The organism is Spirosoma spitsbergense DSM 19989 (assembly GCF_000374085.1).
GTDB lineage: Bacteria > Bacteroidota > Bacteroidia > Cytophagales > Spirosomataceae > Spirosoma > Spirosoma spitsbergense.
In genome coordinates, this window is the sequence record NZ_KB893477.1 from 52,598 (window position 1) to 72,173 (window position 19,576).

30 protein-coding genes are annotated in these 19,576 nt (G+C 51.2%); 11 read left to right on the forward strand and 19 right to left on the reverse strand.

The genetic code is table 11. From position 1 onward, the window contains the following. The 6 genes from B157_RS0110495 to B157_RS0110525 all read left to right on the forward strand — a co-directional run bounded on the left by B157_RS0110495 (nt 1) and on the right by B157_RS0110525 (nt 4,531). Nucleotides 1–1,107, forward strand: coding sequence for a hypothetical protein (locus tag B157_RS0110495; RefSeq protein ID WP_020603288.1), 1,107 nt, complete (start codon nt 1–3; stop codon nt 1,105–1,107). Between the two features lie 7 nt (nt 1,108–1,114). Beyond that, nucleotides 1,115–1,492 (forward strand): hypothetical protein, encoded by a 378-nt coding sequence (locus B157_RS0110500; RefSeq protein ID WP_020603289.1) that lies wholly within the window; start codon nt 1,115–1,117, stop codon nt 1,490–1,492. 382 nt (nt 1,493–1,874) lie between these two features. Further along, on the forward strand, nt 1,875–2,348 hold the full coding sequence (locus B157_RS0110505; protein ID WP_157618378.1) for a hypothetical protein: 474 nt from the start codon (nt 1,875–1,877) through the stop codon (nt 2,346–2,348). After that, nucleotides 2,345–3,121, forward strand: coding sequence for a hypothetical protein (locus B157_RS0110510; protein ID WP_020603291.1), 777 nt, complete (start codon nt 2,345–2,347; stop codon nt 3,119–3,121). Before B157_RS0110505 ends, B157_RS0110510 begins: the two co-directional genes overlap by 4 nt. Before the next feature lie 123 nt (nt 3,122–3,244). Continuing rightward, nucleotides 3,245–4,003 carry a hypothetical protein gene (locus tag B157_RS0110520; RefSeq protein ID WP_020603292.1) on the forward strand — a complete coding sequence of 253 codons (759 nt, stop codon included), beginning with the start codon at nt 3,245–3,247 and terminating at the stop codon, nt 4,001–4,003. 9 nt (nt 4,004–4,012) lie between these two features. Then, nucleotides 4,013–4,531 carry a DUF5675 family protein gene (locus B157_RS0110525; RefSeq protein WP_020603293.1) on the forward strand — a complete coding sequence of 173 codons (519 nt, stop codon included), beginning with the start codon at nt 4,013–4,015 and terminating at the stop codon, nt 4,529–4,531. A gap of 141 nt (nt 4,532–4,672) precedes the next feature. On the opposite strand, the gene B157_RS40065 is transcribed toward B157_RS0110525, so the two are convergent. The 4 genes from B157_RS40065 to B157_RS0110555 all read right to left on the reverse strand — a co-directional run bounded on the left by B157_RS40065 (nt 4,673) and on the right by B157_RS0110555 (nt 6,289). After that, nucleotides 4,673–4,807: a hypothetical protein gene (locus B157_RS40065; RefSeq protein WP_020603294.1), complete on the reverse strand. Its 135-nt coding sequence runs from the start codon at nt 4,805–4,807 to the stop codon at nt 4,673–4,675. Next, on the reverse strand, nt 4,804–5,034 hold the full coding sequence (locus B157_RS0110540; protein WP_020603295.1) for a hypothetical protein: 231 nt from the start codon (nt 5,032–5,034) through the stop codon (nt 4,804–4,806). Before B157_RS0110540 ends, B157_RS40065 begins: the two co-directional genes overlap by 4 nt. A gap of 374 nt (nt 5,035–5,408) precedes the next feature. Beyond that, on the reverse strand, nt 5,409–5,765 hold the full coding sequence (locus tag B157_RS0110550) for a hypothetical protein (protein WP_020603297.1): 357 nt from the start codon (nt 5,763–5,765) through the stop codon (nt 5,409–5,411). Between the two features lie 218 nt (nt 5,766–5,983). Further along, nucleotides 5,984–6,289, reverse strand: coding sequence for a DNA-directed RNA polymerase subunit alpha C-terminal domain-containing protein (locus B157_RS0110555; RefSeq protein ID WP_169521713.1), 306 nt, complete (start codon nt 6,287–6,289; stop codon nt 5,984–5,986). Nucleotides 6,290–6,523: 234 nt separating this feature from the next. On the opposite strand from B157_RS0110555, the gene B157_RS0110560 reads away from it, so the two are divergent. After that, nucleotides 6,524–6,760, forward strand: a complete 237-nt coding sequence (locus tag B157_RS0110560; RefSeq protein ID WP_020603299.1) for a DUF6965 family protein — start codon at nt 6,524–6,526, stop codon at nt 6,758–6,760. A 65-nt stretch (nt 6,761–6,825) separates the two neighbouring features. Here the strand turns inward: B157_RS0110560 and B157_RS36800 are convergent, their stop codons facing one another. The 14 genes from B157_RS36800 to B157_RS0110630 all read right to left on the reverse strand — a co-directional run bounded on the left by B157_RS36800 (nt 6,826) and on the right by B157_RS0110630 (nt 13,822). Next, nucleotides 6,826–7,536: a TRM11 family methyltransferase gene (locus B157_RS36800; RefSeq protein WP_020603300.1), complete on the reverse strand. Its 711-nt coding sequence runs from the start codon at nt 7,534–7,536 to the stop codon at nt 6,826–6,828. Further along, nucleotides 7,533–8,312 carry a DUF5131 family protein gene (locus tag B157_RS0110570; RefSeq protein WP_020603301.1) on the reverse strand — a complete coding sequence of 260 codons (780 nt, stop codon included), beginning with the start codon at nt 8,310–8,312 and terminating at the stop codon, nt 7,533–7,535. The genes B157_RS36800 and B157_RS0110570 overlap by 4 nt, the downstream gene beginning before the upstream one ends. Next, nucleotides 8,296–8,484: a hypothetical protein gene (locus tag B157_RS0110575; RefSeq protein WP_020603302.1), complete on the reverse strand. Its 189-nt coding sequence runs from the start codon at nt 8,482–8,484 to the stop codon at nt 8,296–8,298. Before B157_RS0110575 ends, B157_RS0110570 begins: the two co-directional genes overlap by 17 nt. Continuing rightward, nucleotides 8,477–9,139: a DUF4494 family protein gene (locus B157_RS0110580; protein WP_020603303.1), complete on the reverse strand. Its 663-nt coding sequence runs from the start codon at nt 9,137–9,139 to the stop codon at nt 8,477–8,479. The genes B157_RS0110575 and B157_RS0110580 overlap by 8 nt, the downstream gene beginning before the upstream one ends. A gap of 11 nt (nt 9,140–9,150) precedes the next feature. Next, entirely contained in the window at nt 9,151–9,639 is a 489-nt protein-coding gene (locus tag B157_RS0110585) for a VRR-NUC domain-containing protein (RefSeq protein WP_020603304.1), read from the reverse strand. Beyond that, nucleotides 9,636–10,568, reverse strand: a complete 933-nt coding sequence (locus B157_RS38965) for a P-loop NTPase family protein (RefSeq protein ID WP_020603305.1) — start codon at nt 10,566–10,568, stop codon at nt 9,636–9,638. Before B157_RS38965 ends, B157_RS0110585 begins: the two co-directional genes overlap by 4 nt. Continuing rightward, a complete protein-coding gene (locus B157_RS0110595; protein WP_169521715.1) occupies nt 10,480–11,433 on the reverse strand; it encodes a hypothetical protein in 954 nt (317 codons plus the stop codon). Before B157_RS0110595 ends, B157_RS38965 begins: the two co-directional genes overlap by 89 nt. Nucleotides 11,434–11,495: 62 nt before the next feature. Further along, nucleotides 11,496–11,624 (reverse strand): hypothetical protein, encoded by a 129-nt coding sequence (locus B157_RS40070; protein WP_020603307.1) that lies wholly within the window; start codon nt 11,622–11,624, stop codon nt 11,496–11,498. 15 nt (nt 11,625–11,639) lie between these two features. Beyond that, the gene (locus B157_RS0110605) at nt 11,640–12,068 is read right to left on the reverse strand and encodes a hypothetical protein (protein WP_020603308.1); all 429 of its coding nucleotides are present in this window, start codon (nt 12,066–12,068) and stop codon (nt 11,640–11,642) included. Continuing rightward, the gene (locus tag B157_RS0110610) at nt 12,068–12,331 is read right to left on the reverse strand and encodes a hypothetical protein (protein WP_020603309.1); all 264 of its coding nucleotides are present in this window, start codon (nt 12,329–12,331) and stop codon (nt 12,068–12,070) included. Before B157_RS0110610 ends, B157_RS0110605 begins: the two co-directional genes overlap by 1 nt. A gap of 12 nt (nt 12,332–12,343) precedes the next feature. Then, complete coding sequence (locus tag B157_RS0110615) at nt 12,344–12,574, reverse strand: hypothetical protein (protein ID WP_020603310.1); 231 nt, start codon at nt 12,572–12,574, stop codon at nt 12,344–12,346. Between the two features lie 12 nt (nt 12,575–12,586). Further along, nucleotides 12,587–12,892, reverse strand: coding sequence for a MerR family transcriptional regulator (locus B157_RS0110620; RefSeq protein WP_020603311.1), 306 nt, complete (start codon nt 12,890–12,892; stop codon nt 12,587–12,589). Between the two features lie 45 nt (nt 12,893–12,937). Next, the gene (locus B157_RS0110625) at nt 12,938–13,309 is read right to left on the reverse strand and encodes a hypothetical protein (RefSeq protein ID WP_020603312.1); all 372 of its coding nucleotides are present in this window, start codon (nt 13,307–13,309) and stop codon (nt 12,938–12,940) included. Between the two features lie 240 nt (nt 13,310–13,549). Beyond that, nucleotides 13,550–13,822 (reverse strand): hypothetical protein, encoded by a 273-nt coding sequence (locus B157_RS0110630; protein WP_020603313.1) that lies wholly within the window; start codon nt 13,820–13,822, stop codon nt 13,550–13,552. 134 nt (nt 13,823–13,956) lie between these two features. On the opposite strand from B157_RS0110630, the gene B157_RS36805 reads away from it, so the two are divergent. Together B157_RS36805 and B157_RS0110640 are read left to right on the forward strand one after the other, a co-directional pair. Next, nucleotides 13,957–15,012, forward strand: coding sequence for a S24 family peptidase (locus B157_RS36805; protein WP_026308628.1), 1,056 nt, complete (start codon nt 13,957–13,959; stop codon nt 15,010–15,012). A gap of 4 nt (nt 15,013–15,016) precedes the next feature. Further along, nucleotides 15,017–16,279: a site-specific integrase gene (locus B157_RS0110640; protein WP_020603315.1), complete on the forward strand. Its 1,263-nt coding sequence runs from the start codon at nt 15,017–15,019 to the stop codon at nt 16,277–16,279. A gap of 218 nt (nt 16,280–16,497) precedes the next feature. Here B157_RS0110640 and B157_RS0110645 read toward each other — a convergent pair whose 3' ends face one another. Continuing rightward, a complete protein-coding gene (locus B157_RS0110645) occupies nt 16,498–17,532 on the reverse strand; it encodes an aldehyde dehydrogenase family protein (protein WP_020603316.1) in 1,035 nt (344 codons plus the stop codon). Between the two features lie 133 nt (nt 17,533–17,665). Between B157_RS0110645 and B157_RS0110650 the strand changes: the two genes are divergently transcribed. Then, nucleotides 17,666–18,016 (forward strand): 4Fe-4S dicluster domain-containing protein, encoded by a 351-nt coding sequence (locus tag B157_RS0110650; protein WP_020603317.1) that lies wholly within the window; start codon nt 17,666–17,668, stop codon nt 18,014–18,016. 350 nt (nt 18,017–18,366) lie between these two features. Next, nucleotides 18,367–19,524, forward strand: a complete 1,158-nt coding sequence (locus tag B157_RS0110655; RefSeq protein WP_020603318.1) for a porin — start codon at nt 18,367–18,369, stop codon at nt 19,522–19,524. The last annotated feature ends 52 nt before the right edge of the window (nt 19,525–19,576 follow it).

Consider the following 19,576-nt stretch of genomic DNA (forward strand, 5'->3'; position numbering starts at 1 on the left):
ATGGCAAATTTGTTTGCAACCAAAACGGGGGTATGGAACGATACGACGGTCTGGAATACGGGCACCTTGCCGACCAGTTCTGACGATGTGTATGCCAACGCCTTCACCGTCACCATTAACCAGAATATCACGGTATTGAGCCTGAGAACGACATCAGCTTCTGGCATCAATGCCGGGGGTGGCTTCACCAACTCCGGCAGCTTCAACGTAACGGCTAACCTGTATCCCGGCACGACGCAATGTATGAACCATAGCGGAACGGGAACGATGGCTTTTGTTGGCTCGGTGTACGGCAGCGTAACGGCCAGTGCCTACGGGCTATCCAACACCGGCACGGGCACCATTAACGCGACAGGGGATGCTACCGGCGGAACGGCCAACAATACCGAAGCGGTGCGAAATGTCTCGTCGGGAATAATCAACTGGACAGGCAATTTTGCCGGCGGGAGCGGGGCTGCTGCGTTCGGAATAAGCAACGTAGCCGCCGGTACGATAACCATTACTGGCAACGTTACGGGGAGCGGCACCATCAGCACGGCTGTTGGTGCATCTAATGCGGGGCTGGGAACAATGGTCATCAACGGCTCGGCTATCGGGGGAAGTTCCGCCATCGGAGCTTCTAACACCTCGACCGGCTCCCTGACCGTCACCCGCGCCGTTGGTAACTCGGCCAACGTTGTTGCGGGCGTGAACGGAACGCTGACCAACGGTACGACGGTAGTCGAAGAAATTGAGTTCGGGGCTACCGGGGCAACGCCCGTTACGGGCTACATCAAGTTCAAGAACGGCACGGCCAACAAGTGCCTGGCCATTCGGCAGGATACCAGCCAGGTAACGCTTATCAACGCCAACTCCATTGCGGGGGAATTGCCCGTTCCGGCCAACGTCCGGGCGGGAACGACCTACAATTCAGGAGCCAAGACAGGAACACTAGCCGTACCCATACCAGCCAACGTTCGCGTTGGCGTGGCAACCGATAACACCGTAGGGACCGCAGCCCTGACAGCCTCCGATATTGTGGCCGCTAATCAGACTGCTTTCCCCCGAATGGTCAACGTGGCAACGGTGCAATCAACCGGCGATCAGATCGCCGCTATAACCCCGTAAGCACACGATGAAAGGTATACGTCTGCTACCGGCAGCCCTAGTGCTGGCTATCATCTTCTATCCCATTGGGGTAGTATATGCCCTACTGAATGCCGTTCGGGAGGGTTCGCTGAGTAAAATCATTGGGTACCTCGACAAGGTATGCCTGAGAGTAGCACTGAGCATCGACACGATGGGCAATACTATCTGTATGGATATGCTCAACGGCTGGCTGCGTAAGCAACCAGGCTACGAGTTCGGAAACTACCGGGAAACTATTAGCCGGGTACTAGGCAAAAACGAGCAGACCGGAACGCTCACAAAGGCGGGACGCGGGTTGGCTAACGTTTTAAATAAAATTGATCCAGGTCATACCCAGCGGGCCGCAAAAGACAGCGCACCATGAGCAAACAGGCGGTAGAGGACCTGATCAACACCAGCCCAAACTCACTCTGACCTACCAGAGGGTGTGAAGCAGATGCGCACAATACGCTATGCTGATGAGGATCAGGCCTGTCCAGATTAGCGATAGCACGACATCGGCACTAGTATGTTTTGAACGATTAATTAACACGGTATTATAATTATGAAGTTGCGGTAACTATTAATTAATTAAGTTTTAAGACCTAAAAAACGCAAAACGTCACTATGCGTATTGCTATTTTTTATGATAGCGGCCAACAAAAAAAACGCTCAACTGCCATGCACAAACTAACCGCCAAGTTCTTCCCCAGACAGCACCAGAGTAGCCCCAAAAAGCAATGCTAACTATCAACGAAAACGGTCTAATGTCCCGATTACTCAACATCCTGATACTGCTTATTATCGGCCTGGCGGACTGGCTCATCGCCTACTTTAATCCGCAGGCCAACGCGGGCAATTGGCTGGCCGCTGCCTTCGGCGCGTTCGTCATCCGGTTTATCTGGCCCAAAATCCCGTTTAAGGCTTCGTTTTTTGGCTGGCTTACGGCATTTATTATTGCTTGTCTTTTTGCGCCTGATGCGGTCGCAGCAGGAGGATTATTCGGTATGAAACGCATGGAGGGCAATTACGCAGCGATGGCCCTGATTGGCGATATCGTCATCCAGACAGCGGCCTGGGTCGTGCGGCTATCCCAGAAAGTGGGTACGGCCACCCTGGACGATCCGGCCGGAGCGTTCGATGGCACGCTGGACCGGGTTGAAAAAGTAACCAGCGTCTGGCTGCGGATTAAGGCACCCTTTCTGGATTTACTCAACACTATTTTCCCCAAGAAATCATGAACCCATGCGATCAGATTGACCACCCGCTTATCATTTTCGCCCAATTACTGAGCGCCTTTTTCCTGTTTGCCCTGTTTTTTCTCATTCGCCGGCAGTCGTTTCCATTGCCGCAACTGATCGGGCTTCTGGGCTTTTCTATCCTTTCCAACGCCGTGGCCCGCTTTAAGCATTACGACTGGTTCACCGTCTCCAATATTACCATGTATTTGCTGGCGGGCATTGTCATCATCGTGGCTTATTTCTCCATTCGTCACTTTCAGGAAATCGAAGCCAAGCGGCCGGGGGCGGAAATCATCATACCTGACTTCTTCGACCGGATTGAAACTAGGCTCGTCTGGGCGGCTGGTATCTGCGTAGTTGGGGTATTTGTGTATTACGCCATGACCATCTACAGCGACCGGGATCATGCCGATGCCAAAGCAATTGTAGCCTCCAACAAGGCCGCTGCCCGGGTTACCCAGAAGTACGAGGCAAAGCTGAATGAGACAAGCCAGCGGCAGGACACCATCTTCGAGGCCGTTCTGGACGCCAAACTTAGTGCCGATACGGCCGCTATTCTGGCCAAAAAAATAGCCAACGAGTCAAAAGCCAGAGGAGAAAATACAGATAGGAAGCTGGATAAAAGCCTTCGCGTACTCGACCGAGTGAACAGCAAGTCGATTCAGGCACCCGCACCACTGAACAGCAAACGCAAGGTATCTGATAACACCTCACCAGCGTATGAGAATGAGGATACGTACGTGAGTCGAGTGGATACCCTAAGCCTCTACTAGCTATGCTACGAAAGCTAATCAAACCATTGCTGCACCTGGCCATTATTGGCTACATACTGGCCCTTTTGGTGCTGATCCTGTCGGCCGTGACGCACTGCAAAGGATAGACCTTGACTGATAACCATGACCGCCTTACTAGCCCTTTTTATTCGGTACCGCGCCCTACTGCGCATTGTCCTATTGGTGGGTGGCGCGGTATTGCTATGGCTGGGTATTCGGTACTACTGGAAACATCCCGAACTGCTGAACGGCACGGCTGCGGGGTATAAGGTCAGGGCTGAAAAAGGGGAATATCGGGTGATGGTGCTGGATTCGGTGGTGCTGGCAAAGGACAGCGTGATTGCCGACCGGGATTCGGCTAACTCGGTCCTGAGTGCAACCATTAAACAGGCTGAGGCCTACGCCATACAATACCAGCGGGAAAAGGACTCGCTGAAGGTATTGAGTGATACCCAGATCGGGCAAATGAGCTATTTGCAACAGGTAAGCGATTTGTTTAAACGGCTGTATCAACGAGGCACGTTAGCCAAACCGAAAACCGGAACGCCTGCGCTGATTCTAACCGATAGTGTGGTGGTAGGGGCCAACCTGAAAACGGCGGCTGACCTTGACATTTCGGAGCAGACAGGCAAAAAATTACAGGAGAGTATCAGTGCCAAAGATGCCCGGATTGAGCAATTACGCATTGAGCGGCTGGCCAAAAACAGGGCTATTGCCAGCGTGCAGGGAATCAACCAGGAGCGATTGAAACAAAAGAGTAAGGGAATCGTTCGGCGGTGGGTGAACGCCCCTCAAATCCGGTACATGAAGGCCGTTCGGGATAGTCTGCAACGGGCACTGGTAACGGGTGAGAGTGAACTGGAGAAAGCACTTAACCAATAAATCTAAACCATGAACGACCTGCTACTAATAGACCGCATAGACCGCACTCAGTTTGCCACACGGAGCAAGTTGTACCTGAATAGCAAACTAACCACGTACCGGACGCTGGAGGACTACACGGACCCGAACGGGCCAAAGGTGTACGGGGAGCGGGCAATACCGGCAGACAGGTATTTGCTGGGTCATCGGTACAGTCCGAAGTTCTCAAAACAGTACTACACGAAGGATGATAAAAACCTAATCCCCTGGGCAACCTGGGCAAAACTGCCAAATGCTACCCGGCTGCTGTACTGGCCGCACGATGTAATCTGGGTAATGAATGTGCCGAATTACGAATTTATCCTTCATCATTTTGGAAATTTTCCCTCCGACACAAACGGCTGCACCTTGATTGGCAGTTCGTTCGCCGTACTTAAAGGCTTACCCGCCATTGCTGACTCGCGAAACGCCTACGTGAAATACTATGCCGAGGTGATGCCCCTTATTCGGGGTGGTGGGCAGTATATTACGTACCGAAACTCATTTTAATTATCCCAGGTCTGGCCCTGGAAATGGTAGTTACTAATAAATAGGGAGTATAAAAAAACCGGCTCAATGATGAGGCCGGTTTTTTTGTGCAAATACAACTCGCCTTAATTGCACGAAATAGCCTTGCTGCAATCATGCCTGCTAATTGAGTTGAATCACCAGGTGCTTACTATACGTCGGCCCTGACCGTTCGTAGATGCTGACCACGAAGAACGGAGGATAGATTCCGGCATACGGGGTGCTGGATTCGTAAAACCAGTGGGTGAAGTGGTTCATGGTAATAGCTGATTCAGTAATACATCCCGGTAGCTGCTCATGGTGGGTGTACCCTCAATCTCGTTAGTGTCACCCGTAAAGTAAGCCATTGCCAGGTAATAAAGCCAGCAGGGTATGTTATAGCACTCCTCCTGATTGATCTTGTACCAAACACGCAGTAAATAGGCGTGTTGCTGAGCCTTGCTTAGTAGTTGCAGATCGGCTTCGGGAATGATTTTGACTCTCATCTTCATATCTCGATTACTGCACTTGCCTACCGCAACAATTGACCCAAATTTCCCACTTCTGGACACACTTTCAGGCGATTATGGCCCGTTTCGTGCAAGTTTTTCCATTTCTGGAAAAGGATTATAGTAATTAGGTTTTGAGCAGGTTAGCTACCTGACGTAGGTAGCGTTCAACTTCCTTTTGGACCAATGATTTATGAACCTTGTAATCTTTGGCCTCCTGTCGTTTACTTTTCATGGCCTGAGTGCGGTGTATCGCCTGTAACATAAGGGCCTCTTCTTGGTTATACACAGTGAGTTTTAAAAAATGTATTTAATCAGACCGACTGACTGCTTTGCGATCAGCCGGTTTTTTTGTTCGTTTCTGATCCATATCATGGTCTCAAGTACGTGTATCGCCAGCCCTGAAAGCCGGTCATTTCTAATCCATCATGTACCGGGTGCCAATTAGCCAGCACGATCACTTTACCCGCTTTGGTGGGCGTGTGGAACGACCAGTTAGCCACATCATCAACGTCTACAATATCAAAATAACCCCTTACTCGGGCATTGTAAATCATATAACAGAGTGCACCGATCATCTGCTGTTTGGGTGGTCGTACGATGCGGATGGTCCAGAACCACGGCTGACCATCGTGCAGCGTCTCACCATCGCACTGGCGACAAACCCGTTCGCCTAGCTCCCACGTCTTGAACTTGCTCTTGGGGATGGTGGTGATGATGTTCTTCATGTTAGTAACATTAGGCCCCCGTCTTAGTTGTATCCAGTGAGTTTAAAAAATGTAGTTTGACCGATCGACCGACTGACTGCTTTGCGATCAGTCGGTTTTTTTGCGCAGAAGAGGATTGTCGAAAAGCTACCTTAAGCTGCTAGCCTCGTCCCTCAGTGGAGTTTCACAATAGCCTTTTATAAAAAAAATAGTGCTATTTACCGTACTGGATAATCAACCTATTCATTGAAATGCAATCCAGCTTTTACCAAAAGATCGGCGAGTTCCTCAACCGTTTTAATGCCTAGTTTTTTTATGTTCATCAAATCATTAATCGGAATTTGTGAAAGGCCCGATAAGGTGATTTCTTCAAAATTGGGTAATCCCGGGAAAAGGCAGTTGTGGGCCCTTACCGAAAGTTTACAGTCCGCCAATAGAGTATCGGCCGGTAAAACGTCTTCATTCGACTTTACTAACAGGCCTGTTTGTTTGTGATATTGCTTCACTACTCGTAGTGCGGCAACATAATCCCGTACCTTAATCATGAGTTTAAATTTTCTGAATTTATAGGTATCGCAACGCCTGAACATGAATGGCAAGTCAGCATACCCTGCTCCTATGTATAACACGTGCGGAAGAATTAAGGATATAGATTTAGAAATTAAGTGCCGTAAAGTCAATTTTTTATTGGATAAGTTTAAAAATGGTACGAATCCATTAGTACTATTGGTTCAGCAAATCTGATAGTATTTTATGCCCATGGAGTTAGATTTGTGGGTATGAATCTATCTGAATTGAAACAATACTTCGAGTCGGCTACCATTCCCGCCTACCCGATGAAAATCAACACCTGGCTCACTATCCATCCCGAATTTCTACCATCGAAGCTAACCATGGCCGAAGCAGGCGATAAGCGGGCAGTGGCGCGGTTGCAGCTGTTCCACGATTATCTGGAAGGGTTGAAGAATCCACCAGCCGAAACCGGGTCAGCTATATCTGTCAGGAATCCCGCCTGATTTCAAACTGGTGGACTCATCGTGGCAGGTATCCACTGGTGGTCCGCGTGGGTGGGTGTGGTCGGTCATGATTTTACTCCGGATCCGCTGCGGGTTTTCTGCATCTTTCTGAACACCCAGAAATAGCTGTGAAACTTGCGGGCACAGTTCTGATGATCCCATGCGCCTTTCGCCCGATTTTTAGCCAGCAGGATAAACAGATCGACTGCCTTGAAACCTGATTCTCTGGCCATGGACATAATCTCGTCGTGAATAAAGTAATTGCTCCGGCCGTGGGCGAAATCCTGACATTTGAATACCAGGATACCTCGTGGCCTGAGTACCCGGGCGAACTCGTCGAGAGAGTTTTTGTAGTGCGCCCTCAGATCGGTTATGTTTTTGTAGCCTCCGTACTTTCGGGCCATGATGGCTTCACTACCCGTTTTGGGATTGGACACCACGAAGGGCGGATCGAACATAAGGGATTTTATACTCGAGCTGGGCAGTGGCAGGTTTCGACTATCACCCCGGGTGGCTTCCGGTTTCTTGGGGTCGATATCAAAACAATGCTCGGGCCTTGCTATCTCCTTATAAAATTCGCCATACCCATAGGTCGCATCACAGTCGAAGGTCTGGCCAGAGACAAACAGCGTCAGGATGCTGTTCAGAATCTCCACCTGATCGAAGGCGATAGACTTAATTTCGGGCGCAATCTGTAGCTGCTGACCCGTGCGGGCGGGCTTGCTTTTTCTCTCGACGAGCACAGGCCCAAGTGGATTGTTAAATAGGTCGGTCATGCTGGAAATTGTCTGATCAGTAGATCACCGGGTATGTCCTGCACCTTGTCGATCTGTTTGAAAAAATAAGCCACCTTCTGCCGGGCGCAGTCGTCCCGCATTGATCGGGCCCAGTCGGTATTGAACGGCCGCTTTTTGGGGCCGGACTCCCCACCCTGAATCACCCAATCAATGCCCGTCAGGTCGACGCTGCGAATACCCTCCAGCTGTGGCTCAATGGATAGAAACCGTTTACCATTCACCTGTAGTAGTTGCCGGGTTAGGGTATCGAACGTGGACTGATTAACCGGTGACGTGCCGAACATTACGTTAGCGGGTGGATTGGCTTTCCAGCTTTCGGGAATGTATTTGTTAATGTTGGAAGGGCGTTTGGTAAGCAGCAGAAACAGCAGGTTCGGTGAGGCCGGTATCACCTCCTCAAAGAGCCGTTCCCGGATGTGGGATACATCGAACTGACTCCCATCATTCCAGTCAATCGCCTTGACACCTACCCGATTAATCAGCAGGCCCGGTTTCTCGAAAATATCCATCATGGAGCCGACGAATACCCGGTGGATCTGATTTTCCGCCTTGGCCAGCCGCTGGTACTTAGCCAGTGCTTTCCATACACCGCCAATCTCCATACGAGCCGAATCATTACCCCATAGTTCAGCGGGCTGGTAGCGTTTCGCCCAGGCTTTGGCGTAGCAGTTGTTACAGCCTTCATGCACCTCTGTGCAGCCCCACCACAAATTGGCGGTGTGATTCGTCCACTCAATTTTAGAGTCTTGTGCCATCTTTCAATCGGTTAAGGGTGATAATCCTCGCCAGTAGCGCCGGACGCTGTTTTCTCAGTTCGTCGATGCGCATCCGGCAGCGGTCGATCTCTTCATCCATCGCCTGAAGCTGTTTACCCAGTTCAGCCGTGGTGGCTGTTTCGGGCGGGGTGGTGTTGGGCTCGTTAGTCATTGTCAGCATAAGGCATACGGGTAGCGTTCTGCTTGCGGCTAGTTCGCTTCAGCTTTTCGGTAATGTCCACCCAGTTGCCATCCTTGTCTTTGGCGGATACCGTAGTGGCCTGAAGCAAGTCATCCATCTCCGAATCAGTCTTAGCTGAGCCATCAGCATTGAACAGGTCGGACTGACTCAGATCCCAGCTGTGCTTCTTGGCTTCCTTGAGCCGCTCCATACGGTTGTGCCAGTCACCCTGCCACAGTTCGTTTTTGGGGTGCCAGACGGCCAGTATCTCGGTTTTCTTTACCTCCACGATGTGACTGGCTTCGGCGCTGCCGTGAAATGATAGTGCCCGCTCAATGGCCTGCTCGGCATCTTTGGCCGGTACCAGGTACAGGTCTTTGTCGTCACCCCATTTGATGCCGATCCGGTAGAAGGGATCGGTAAACCATTCCTGAGTAGTACCCGAAAAGAAGATGACCGAACCGAACGGAGCCTTGGCAATGGCATCCACATCGGGGTCTTTGATGCGGGTCTTCAGCTGCTCGTAGCACTGGGTTTCCACGTCGCCGAACGTAACCGCTTCGAAGAGGTATAGTTCGGTGAGCGTCTTGCGGGTATCGCCGTCGAGGGCTTCGTATTTGACTTTGGGTTGATACCAGGTAAGCATAGTTGTTTGATTTAGGATTGATTGAGATAGTTGATAACGGCCTGCTGGAACTGCTCAAACGTGGCAGGAATGGCCACATCGTAGCCCACCGAGCGCAGGTAAGCGTGAACGGTTAATTGTGCATCAGTGGGCTTACTGCCCTTTCGCTGGCACTTCATTTCGATGAACAGGCCGGGTTTGCCGCGGGTCGGATAGGCAAGTACGAGGTCGGGAACACCTTCCATGACGCCTTCGCCGATTTGAATAGCGGCTTCGATTTTGGCCCGCAGGCCTCCGTTTGGCACCGCGAACAATAGCAGCTGCGGATACTGGAGCCTAAACCACTGCACGCACCGGCTTTGCAGGTTACTTTCCTGCTGATCGACGTGCCCGGCCCGAAACTGCTCGGCCGTCAGCATATCGGGTTTTGGCTTCTTCACTAGCCGGGTCTTGATCTTTGCGGCAGCAGGCAGGCTGGCCTGCAGCGCGTTGTACTGCTCGATGGATAGGGCTTCGCTCATGGGTTGGCTGTTAGTAGATTGGGGTCTGTCCGCAGCGATTCACCAGGAAAGTAGATCGGCTCGACCATCTCGGAAAAACGGTCGTACGCCCGGGTGCCGTAGCGGGGCTCGATTTCGTCGGGTTGCCTGTTGGAGGTGAAATGGGTTTTCTTACCGTTATCGACGAAGGCTTCGTAACAGGTCGTGATCAGGTGATCGATTGGGTTTTCTTCGTCACCATAGACCCGGACTATTTTCTTTTCCTCGGCCAGATCGTCAATCAGCCAGTTACCTTTCTCTATGCGGGCCAGGGGTTTCAGGCTTTTTGTATCGCTGATGGCCCGCAGCAGCCGTTTGGTGCTGACCATACTGAATCGCATTTCGGGGATCGGTACGACCTCACACAGAATTGACATCATCCGGAACAGGTAGGTTTTCCCCACCCCGACCGGGCCGTACACGTACAGGCTCTTGGTAAGGGGAATTGGGCCGGTGGGGTCGCCGATAAAATAGCGGGTTACATCATCGACGATGTTAAAGCTTTCCTGCGTCCAGTAAGGCTTGCGCTCCCGTCCCGCCAAAGCGTTCTCGTAGATAGCTTTGACGATCAGCTGAGCCTCGGCGAAGGGTAACGTCTGCGAGCGCATCGGCTGGCGAAATGCCGTGACCCGGCTCAGGATACTATCCAGTCGGCTGATAGCGGGCTGAGTACTGGTTAGCTTACCGGCCACCTTTTCGCGGTGAACCTTGCCATCGTCGCTTAGTTTGGCGTAGTCAATGGGCCTTACGGTGGGCTGACCGTAGAACCGGTCGCGTTTCTGCTGAATGCGCTGCTGGGTCTGATCGTATTCCTTCTGCTGCTCAGGCGTTGGAAATCCCAGGCTTTGGGCTATGGCTTCGTCCGAAAGATTGTTTGGTGTACTGGGTTCGGATGATTTCGCCTTGTCCACTGTCGTCGTTTCCGGTTCCGAGTGAAGGGGTGTTGGGTTGGCTTCCATTATTTTTGTCGGTTTCGGCGTATTTCAACTCTTTTTTGTTCCAGTTATCAAGTCGGGTCTCCAGGTCCCAGGTGTCCATCGTTCGCCACCGCTCACTACCCATCAGGTCGGGTTTGCCTTTCTGGAAAATCTGAGTCCAGTACCGCAGAAAAGGCAGGTAAATCGAGAGGGGGAACTGGTCGGGGTAATCGCGGTAGTAGGCCAGTACGTCGACCTGCAAAATCCCGTCGCCATAGGTCTTGCCTGCCGGAATGGGTATTGATTTTGGGGGCGGGGAAAGGGGGCGGGCGGAATGGGGGTTTGGGGCAAGCCCTTTTTTTTCTTCTTCGGAAGTCAAACCAATTTCTTCACGCGCAGCAGCAGCTAAAGAAAAGTTTGGCGTTTGGAGGTTTGACTGTTTGGATTCTATATATATATGGGAGTTCCCTAAATTTTGAGGTTCTTTTTGAGGTTCTATTTGGGGAACTTCTTGGGGTTCTTTTGCGCTGAGTTCCTCAATTTCTAGGGTTCTTTTGGGTAGTTCCTCAGAATTTGAGGTTCTTTTTGGGGAACTTGTTGGGGTTCTTTTTGGGGAACTATACGTGTTGATCAGCCGGTATTCCCCGCCACTTCGGTAGCCTTTACCGGAGCCCTGAAACTGGATCAGGCCCCGGCTTACGAGTACCTTACGGAACTTGTCCAGCGTACCGGGCGAGATGCCCGTTTTGCCGCATATGGTCGGATCGCTGAGCCGTACCGTTTCGGGCCATACATCGCCCTCCCCCTCATCGCTGAACAAGTCGACAATTCCCAGGTACAGAATTGCTTCATTGCCCATAAAAGGATCGTGCTTTTGATAGGCCCAGAACGATTTGATCAGTTTCAGATAATTCATAAAATCTACTTAAACAGGGCCTTCACATACGGCCAGTACAGGCAAGCGTAATAGCCCAGCATCGTGAGGGCGAACAGGCCCATTGCGGCCATGGTGAGCATAATGCCCACCTCGTCGGATTTTGGTTTGACCATGATTGATAAGGGGGTTTAAAAGGGAATAGTCGTAGCAGGCCGCTCCCGGCCCTCGTAATCAATGCGGTGGGCGAAACCGGCCGTGATATCGTGATACTCGTAGCAGTGGAGTAGGGTCGTGTGGTCCGCTCCTGCGGTAACCAGCAGGGCCAGTTCCAGCCGAAACCGGAAAAAGGCCCATGTCTGGGGCGTGTGATGCACCTGGCGGAACCGATCCTGATAGTAGTTCTCGGCCCTCTTTCGGCAGGCGGTAAGCAGGGCAAACCGGTGCGGTTTCTGGCTCTTGACTTTCACATCGAAACAGGCCAGCCACAGCTGCATCTCGAAGGCGTGAAAATCACTTACCTCGCTCCTGTCGGTCCAGCTGGCGGGAAGTTCGTCGAACATCAGCTCCACAAACCGGCGCACCTGCTCTTTGGCAATGGGGTGGATGGTCTGGCTCATCAGCGGTAGGGATGAGTAATGACCAGAAGCAGCCAGAGCACGAAGAAAAAGCTAATCAGCGTCAGCGCATTGTCCCGCTCAATGCCCTTTTTAGTGAGCCAGGTGCGCAGTCGGCAGACCCAAACGGGCCAGTTAAACGGGAAGCGACTGGCAAACTCTTTTCGTAGGAATCGATAGGCGCGCGGGCCGAATACGATGACGATGATCAAGCATACGAGCAGGGTGCAGCCGCCAATGAAGGCTAGAAAGCTGATAAGTTTCATGGTTGATTGGGTTTAGGCAGTGAGTGTTTCTGAAACTGAAGCCAGGTGAACCGTGCTGGTGATAGTCCACCAGCCGGGTAGTTCATCACCCACTAATCGGAGGTCAGTGGGCTTGAATTTACCTGCATCGGAATGGCTGAACCGTTTAAGCGTATCGGTGTGCATGACGGTGTGCCGGTTATGATTGCCCGTGTAGGGGATGCCGAGGTCGGCGGAAAGCAGACGGTCGAAATAGAGTTGCATGATTGTTAGCGATTAGAAGTGAGAAAGCCAGGTGTCCAGATCGGCGGGCAGGATGCGATAATCACCGGCCGTGGGTTCTTTATGGGGAAGCTTGATTGTTTTGCCGTTTCTGGCCTTTCTGCCCTGATGGATGAAGGTCAGGACCGTAGCGGATTTGTAGCCGATTTGCTGAGCAACCTCGGCCACGGTGTAGGCGTGTTTGCGGGAACCGGCCATCAACTCCAGCTCCCGGATACGATCAGTAAGTGGCATTATGGCCCGGTGTAGCATCGCTTCCAGGTCATCGGGGGTGGCTTGAAATGTGGTAACGGATTGCATACAGAAAGTGGCCCGGTGATGAGCCGGGCCGTTTACGGGTTCGTTTTATAGCAGGCCGATGTAATCAGCCATCAGAGTCTGGGTTACTGGGGGCGCGGGCTGTTGCATCCGTTTGGTCTGCCAGATAGTGCAGGGGCAAACGGCGGGCATGGGCGTCAGGGTATCGACGTTGATGTCGATCCGGTTTAGGGTGCCGCTGCCCAGATCTGTTACGGGTACGTAAAGAGGTAGTGGCAAATTGATGACGGTAGCGATTAGGGGGCGCATGGCCGCAATCGTGGCTACGCCGTTTTCGATGGTGTACTCGCATACCTGCCGGGTTTCAATATCAGATTTCCAGTGGCCGCAGATGGCCTGCATGGCGGCTTCGTTATGGCGGTTGGAATACAGGCCGATGAGAATTGCGTTCGTTTTCATATGTTTGTCCTTAATGTTTTAGAGTACGTTGTAAAATACGGTATAGTCAGGTTAAAAAACAAATGAAAAGACAAAAAAATATTGTCTGATTTTGTTGACTACTGACCAGATTTTACACCGACGAAACCGGGGTGGCTATGCTGCTCCGGTTTTTTTTCTAAAAAAACAAATTGGCTTCGTTACGCCTTAGCGTCTATCTACGCGTAAACAGGTGAACAATACCCGCTTTTTTTAGGCCTGTCAGACCAGGGCAATGGCCCGGCGAACCTTTTCTTTGGAGGGCTCGGCCTTTTCGCTGCGTTCAGTATGGTATTTAGCGATGCTTTGGGTGATCAACCCCTCCAGGGCTTCCGAAACGGGTTTACGGCGGCAATAGTTATTGATTGTTTCATGCGATAACAAGCCGTAACTGGCCAGTTTTCGGATACCGATCCGGCGAATCGTGGCCCTGAATTTTTCAAACAGGGCATCATCCTCCTGGGTAGGGGTTAGTGGAATACTATTTCGTCCCATTTTATTTGTTTTTTAAATTGTATATTAACCTTACAAATCGGGTAAATACCGGTTGTAAACTAATTGTACAAATTTATGTAAAGTCAGGTTTATTTACAACGATAAAAACAAAATAAACAATATATCGGCACACCATGAATAGACCTGACACGTACACGCTAAGTATGGCTAAAACACCTAACCCGGCTGATCAGGAGGGAATTCGTGCCCGGATCAGGCAGCTTATTGACCAGAAGTACGGCGGCACCCAGGGAGATCTGGCGGCTGCCGTTACACCCCGCCCCATGCAGAGTGCTGCCATGTCGAACCTGTTAAGCGGTAAAAAACAGGCGACCGCGAAGCAGCTTCGGCAGATTGAAGCGGCCAGCCGGGCTCGGTTCGAGTGGCTTGTATCGGGCACTGAACCGATGTTTCATCCGGTTGGCTGGGTTCCCCAGGCTGGCGGAAAGGTAAAGGAGGGTGATTATCTGCGGGTTTTTGTGGATGAGCACCGCGATCAGTTTACTCAAACCCGGCTCAGTGAGTGGCTGGGTGTTAGTAAGAGTACGGTGGGAGATTATTTCGGAACTGCCAGTTTCGATACGGAAACCAAAATGGGTTTACTATCCGCCCTGCGGGAGCTGACGAACCGTCCCGACTTATCGGAACCGGATGTGTTTGGCGAACCTCATGCGTTGTATGTGGCCGAAAACTGGCCGGGTTACGAGCGAATTCGTCAGGTGCGCAGCGTGGGTAATCTGTCGGGGGAGTCGGTAATGGTACTGCCGTTTGTGCCGCTCAGGGCACGAGCGGGTATCTCGACAGCACGTTACTGGGAGCATCCACCGGAAACAACGCGGGCGCTACGGTCTAGTTTGCTGGAGTTGGAAGCGGATTTGTTTTTGCCCAAAAAGAACTGGTGGATTATTGAGGTGGATGGTGACAGCATGGAGCCGCAACTGGTGAGCCGGAGCCGGGTGCTGGCCTACTACGTGGGTAAAGAGCAGGTAGCAGACCTGAAGCCGGGTGTCTGGGCGATTCAGTACGACGATGATTTTGTCATCAAGCGCATCCGGGGCAATAGCCTGGAGGCCGATAAGGGGTTGCTGCTGTATTCGGATAACCCGCCACCAGATCCGTATTTTATTAAAGCCGACAGTATCCGGCATGTGTGGTACATTGAAAAAACGATTGATTCGAAAGTTAGATGACTAGATGGAAATAGCGCGAACTCTCAGGCTCGACCGGGCGGGCAGCGACGGCAGCGTGTCCATTCATCTGCGCTGCTGCTGGCAGGGCTATAAAGTTCGCCTGTCCAGCGGTGAGAAGGTGAAACCAGCGGACTGGGATGAAAAGAAAGGGGTTGTAAAGGGCCGGGTAAAATTCGCCAGTGATATCAATACCCGGCTGGATACCTACGAAACAGGATTGAAAAAATTCGCCTACCAGACCCAGAACGCAGGGAATGTACTAACGGTCGACATGGTACGGGCGGAGGTGGAGCGCATCCGGACCCAGGAGCTGGGGCATATAACGGGTAAAACCACCGGTGAGCCAGCAGGCATGGTTAGTAATGGTGTGCCGAGCCTGGCCGCTTTTCTGGCTACCTACGAGCGGGAGGCACCGGGCGGACTGTCTAAATCCACCGCCTACCAGATTGCCGCCATCCGCAGCCACCTGGATGCATTCATGCCGGGCATCGACTGGGCCGATTTACGCATCAATACCCTGAACCAACTTAAAAACTACTGGAGTGAAGAAATTGGCCTGGCTGATAACAGTATCTCCGCTTATTTCGGCTCCTTGCGGGGCGCACTCAAATACGCCTTGGCTCAGCAGTACCCCGTGCCCGGTGATTACGCCCTGGTATCGGGCCGGGCTTCGGAGGTGATCCGTCCGGCGCTGACCCGTTCGCACCTGGCTAAACTGGAAGAGGTGAGCCTGCCCGACGGTAAACATATTCAGGCGGTGCACTGGCTGTTTCAGATGGCGTGCTATACCGGCCTTCGCCACTCCGACCTGGGGCAGATTCGGGCGTCGGGCATTCGGATGGTCGACAATCATCCGTGCCTGATGGCATTGCAGCAAAAAGCGGCCGGCACGATTGCACTGCCCCTGACTGAAACGGCCGTGGCCTTACTGGAGAAGCAGCCGGAAGGCTACCCGGTACCGGCCCTGCGTCAGTACAATGAAGACTTGAAACGCATCGGCCAGTCGGCGGGCATCAATGAGCCGGTGAGCGTGTCGAGCCGCTACAATGGTAAGCTACTGCATTCGGTTATACCGCTGTGCGATACCCTGACCAGCCACACCGCCCGGCGCACGTTTGCCAGCCTTTTAGTGGAGGGTGGACTGAACACCCGACTGCTCCAGCAGTTGATGGGGCACTCCTCGCTGTCGAGCACCGAGAAGTACATCCGGCTCCCTTCGCAGGTAGTTCTAACGCAGACGCTAGACGCCTGGAAGAAGACCCGCTGACCCCAACAGTGACCCCACAAACAAATAATATGCCCCTACATCGCGTGAAGGCAGATTATTACTTAAAGTTTGTTAAGGGCTGGGAGAATGATACCCTTTGTGGCTATTATATGGATAGTTTGACTACCCGCGTGGAATTGAGCAAGGGTCAGAAGCAACCGAAAAGTTCACTCACTTTGTCAACTGAACATACGCTATGTACAAAGTAACTGCCCTGATTATAACTGGGTCAGAAACGCCATTGTATCCACACCGTCGGCATAGTCCATCAGACCGGGGTTTTGCGTTTGCCCAAACGGCACGCTACCGGCAAGCCATCCCTGCGCCGAAGCGACCACCTGAATACGGTCGGTACGTTCGGTAATCCAGGTATCGGCGGCAGCCTGGTCCTGATACGTCTGGTAATACAGAACGGAAATGGGCGAAACCAGTCCGTCGTTTTCGGTTAGCAGCAGGTACCCGTTATCCAGGTGAGGGACGCCGTTTATCAGGTAAATAGACTTGTTATAATCGTAGTTGTTCTGGTATTTGTGGTTGTTCAGGTAGGTGGCAACCATCGGTTCCAGTGTTCGGAGCAGTGGGATGAAATCATACCCTTCGGGCACCAGCAGTGTAGAGACGTTGCGGCACCCAAGCCCGTAGTAGTCGGAAATGTCGTGACCAAGTTTCTCGAATTCATCTTCGCCTTCTTCGCCCATCAATAAACCCACCGATGTGCGATTCTGACGAATTATGTGCGGTTTGCCGGCAAAATAATAGGCAAAATAACGGGCGGTATTCGTGCTGCCGGTCGTAATGTATGCATCGGCCGCATTCAGCCGTTCGGCCTCTTCAATCCAGTTATCGAAAGCCGGATTGATCTCTTTTAATTTTTGTATTAAATAGTGGATTAGTACAAAATCCTGCGTACTAAGCTTGGCCAGTATTTTGTGGCCGCTCATCAACACGCACAACAAGTCATGAAAACCAACCGCTGGTATATTACCTGCCATAACGACACCAACTGTCTTGGGGGCTGATGAGCTACCCTCACCGGATGCGAGCGGGTAGCGGGCTACCCAGGCCGAAAGTTTATCGGCGGTAAGAAACTCATCGGCAATAGCCTGTAAGGATTTAGCCGTATTGTCGGGGGTAAACCAGTTATTTCTGTGGTGCGCCAACCGGGTAATTTCCTGAAGTTCGGGCTGTGCGCCGGGGGAGCGGAGAAAGGTGCCCAGGGCTATAAACGTTTGCAGACGTTCTGATAAAAGCATGAATTGGATAAGCAAATGGAATACACCATCAACTAATGTAATCAACTATTAGTTTGCGACCAACCTTTAAATAGTTATATTTGTGGTACAATTAAGGAATCTATACATTTAGCTTATATAAATCAGACTGCTCATGGCAATCATGATCACCGATGAGTGCATCAACTGTGGTGCCTGCGAACCCGAATGCCCGAACACGGCCATCTACGAAGGTGGCGTCGAATGGACCTGGGGGGGAGGGACTGAACTAACCGAAGTCGACTTTGGCGATGGTACGGTTATCAGCGGCAAAGATCAGCAGCCCCCCGTGTCGAACGAGTTTTACTATATTGTTTCGGACAAATGCACCGAGTGTCAAGGCTTTCACGAGGAGCCACAGTGCGCGGCTGTTTGTCCGGTCGATTGTTGCGTACTCGATCCAGAACACGAAGAAGACGAAGAAACGCTGCTGGCAAAGAAAGCCTGGTTACACGCCGAAGCGTAACGTACTATAGTATAAAATAAGGCATAAGGCCCAATCAGTCCGCTGGTTGGGCCTTATTGTATTTTAATCATATCAGAAGCAAAAAATAGGGTTTTTTCGGCCGAAAGCGTTTTTAGTGATTTTAATAATATTTGGTATAAAGAGCGATAGGCCAAATTTGATGAAATCAGTATAAATTTTTAAATTTAGGTATTCTTAGTTGATATTATAGTAGAATTCTAACAAAATTAAACTTTTATTAGATAAAAGCATAGTTATTTCCAGATAGCTATTGCGTACGATAATTTTTTAAACAAAATTTGCCACGTAATTAAACTCCCCTTTACTACACACGCAACCAAATAAACAATATGAAAAAAGTAATTTTACTAGTTAGTTCTTTGTTTTTGGCTTTTACCGCTCGATCCCAGGATAGTACGACAGCCACTCCCGGAAAATTTACGTTCTCCGGGTACATGGATACTTACTATTTCGGTAATTTCAATAATCCACGAAGTCAGTCAAATTTAGGATTAGGTGGTCCGGCACGGGCATTCGATCAGCGGGCCGGTCAATTCGGTATTGGACTGATTCAGGCGAAAGCGGTGTATACTGCCGATAAAGTGGATGCCGTGATGGATCTGACGTTCGGACCTTTTGCCGATCTGGGAAATTACGGTAATAACATTGGACCGCTCGGACCTGGCTCAACGGCATTAGCCATCAAGCAGGCGTACATCGTGTTCAAAGCGACGCCTAAACTATCGTTCACGGCGGGTCAGTTTGGTACCCATATTGGGTACGAAGTAATTGACGCCCCGGTCAACTACAATTACTCGCTCTCTAACCTCTTCAATAACGGTCCCTTCTACCACATCGGTCTGAAAGCACAGTACGCCTTCAGCGATCGCGCTTCGCTGATGCTGGGTTTGGTCAACAACGTCGATAACCTGTACGACAACAACAAAAAGAAGGGTATCATTGGCCAGTTTTTCTTCTCGCCCGTGGCCAACTGGAGCGTATATCTGAACGGTATCATGTCGAATGAAGCGTCTGCCCCGGTGCCGACTACCGGAACCGTAGTTGTACCGGCCGATAAGGCACTGTATCAGTTGTATGACCTAACGACAACCTACCAGATTACGCCGAAATTTTTTCTGGGTCTGAATGCGGCTGCGGGTTCGCAGAAAGGGGATTACCAGGGTGGCGGTGGGCCATTGACAACCAAAAGCTGGAGTGGCGTGGCCGTTTATACGAATTATGCCTTTACGGATAAGTTCGGCATGGGTGCCCGGGTTGAAACCTTCGACAACAAGAACGGGGTACGGGCCATTACGGATGCCGATGGTAATGGTGCCAGTGTAACGTCCATCACGATTACGGGTAATATCAACGCGGCAGACGGGCACGTACTGTTCAAGCCGGAGTTGCGGGTTGATTCGTACTCAGCCAATAAGTTTGAGAAAAACGACGGCTCGCTTACCACCTCTCAGGCTACCCTGGGCATGGCCGCTATCTTCAAGTTCTAATTCTCCTTTTACTTACCCTAAATTTTCACCAGTACAACAAAAAACCCCTCAA

Excerpts from the sequence above, each read along its gene's own strand:
- B157_RS0110495 (WP_020603288.1), top strand. The coding sequence starts at position 1 with ATGGCAAATTTGTTTGCAACCAAAACGGGGGTATGGAACGATACGACG.
- B157_RS0110500 (WP_020603289.1), top strand. The coding sequence starts at position 1,115 with ATGAAAGGTATACGTCTGCTACCGGCAGCCCTAGTGCTGGCTATCATC.
- B157_RS0110505 (WP_157618378.1), top strand. The coding sequence starts at position 1,875 with ATGTCCCGATTACTCAACATCCTGATACTGCTTATTATCGGCCTGGCG.
- B157_RS0110510 (WP_020603291.1), top strand. The coding sequence starts at position 2,345 with ATGAACCCATGCGATCAGATTGACCACCCGCTTATCATTTTCGCCCAA.
- B157_RS0110520 (WP_020603292.1), top strand. The coding sequence starts at position 3,245 with ATGACCGCCTTACTAGCCCTTTTTATTCGGTACCGCGCCCTACTGCGC.
- B157_RS0110525 (WP_020603293.1), top strand. The coding sequence starts at position 4,013 with ATGAACGACCTGCTACTAATAGACCGCATAGACCGCACTCAGTTTGCC.
- B157_RS40065 (WP_020603294.1), bottom strand. The coding sequence starts at position 4,807 with ATGAACCACTTCACCCACTGGTTTTACGAATCCAGCACCCCGTATGCC.
- B157_RS0110540 (WP_020603295.1), bottom strand. The coding sequence starts at position 5,034 with ATGAGAGTCAAAATCATTCCCGAAGCCGATCTGCAACTACTAAGCAAG.
- B157_RS0110550 (WP_020603297.1), bottom strand. The coding sequence starts at position 5,765 with ATGAAGAACATCATCACCACCATCCCCAAGAGCAAGTTCAAGACGTGG.
- B157_RS0110555 (WP_169521713.1), bottom strand. The coding sequence starts at position 6,289 with ATGATTAAGGTACGGGATTATGTTGCCGCACTACGAGTAGTGAAGCAA.
- B157_RS0110560 (WP_020603299.1), top strand. The coding sequence starts at position 6,524 with ATGAATCTATCTGAATTGAAACAATACTTCGAGTCGGCTACCATTCCC.
- B157_RS36800 (WP_020603300.1), bottom strand. The coding sequence starts at position 7,536 with ATGACCGACCTATTTAACAATCCACTTGGGCCTGTGCTCGTCGAGAGA.
- B157_RS0110570 (WP_020603301.1), bottom strand. The coding sequence starts at position 8,312 with ATGGCACAAGACTCTAAAATTGAGTGGACGAATCACACCGCCAATTTG.
- B157_RS0110575 (WP_020603302.1), bottom strand. The coding sequence starts at position 8,484 with ATGACTAACGAGCCCAACACCACCCCGCCCGAAACAGCCACCACGGCT.
- B157_RS0110580 (WP_020603303.1), bottom strand. The coding sequence starts at position 9,139 with ATGCTTACCTGGTATCAACCCAAAGTCAAATACGAAGCCCTCGACGGC.
- B157_RS0110585 (WP_020603304.1), bottom strand. The coding sequence starts at position 9,639 with ATGAGCGAAGCCCTATCCATCGAGCAGTACAACGCGCTGCAGGCCAGC.
- B157_RS0110595 (WP_169521715.1), bottom strand. The coding sequence starts at position 11,433 with ATGGGCAATGAAGCAATTCTGTACCTGGGAATTGTCGACTTGTTCAGC.
- B157_RS40070 (WP_020603307.1), bottom strand. The coding sequence starts at position 11,624 with ATGGTCAAACCAAAATCCGACGAGGTGGGCATTATGCTCACCATGGCC.
- B157_RS0110605 (WP_020603308.1), bottom strand. The coding sequence starts at position 12,068 with ATGAGCCAGACCATCCACCCCATTGCCAAAGAGCAGGTGCGCCGGTTT.
- B157_RS0110610 (WP_020603309.1), bottom strand. The coding sequence starts at position 12,331 with ATGAAACTTATCAGCTTTCTAGCCTTCATTGGCGGCTGCACCCTGCTC.
- B157_RS0110615 (WP_020603310.1), bottom strand. The coding sequence starts at position 12,574 with ATGCAACTCTATTTCGACCGTCTGCTTTCCGCCGACCTCGGCATCCCC.
- B157_RS0110620 (WP_020603311.1), bottom strand. The coding sequence starts at position 12,892 with ATGCAATCCGTTACCACATTTCAAGCCACCCCCGATGACCTGGAAGCG.
- B157_RS0110625 (WP_020603312.1), bottom strand. The coding sequence starts at position 13,309 with ATGAAAACGAACGCAATTCTCATCGGCCTGTATTCCAACCGCCATAAC.
- B157_RS0110630 (WP_020603313.1), bottom strand. The coding sequence starts at position 13,822 with ATGGGACGAAATAGTATTCCACTAACCCCTACCCAGGAGGATGATGCC.
- B157_RS36805 (WP_026308628.1), top strand. The coding sequence starts at position 13,957 with ATGAATAGACCTGACACGTACACGCTAAGTATGGCTAAAACACCTAAC.
- B157_RS0110640 (WP_020603315.1), top strand. The coding sequence starts at position 15,017 with ATGGAAATAGCGCGAACTCTCAGGCTCGACCGGGCGGGCAGCGACGGC.
- B157_RS0110645 (WP_020603316.1), bottom strand. The coding sequence starts at position 17,532 with ATGCTTTTATCAGAACGTCTGCAAACGTTTATAGCCCTGGGCACCTTT.
- B157_RS0110650 (WP_020603317.1), top strand. The coding sequence starts at position 17,666 with ATGGCAATCATGATCACCGATGAGTGCATCAACTGTGGTGCCTGCGAA.
- B157_RS0110655 (WP_020603318.1), top strand. The coding sequence starts at position 18,367 with ATGAAAAAAGTAATTTTACTAGTTAGTTCTTTGTTTTTGGCTTTTACC.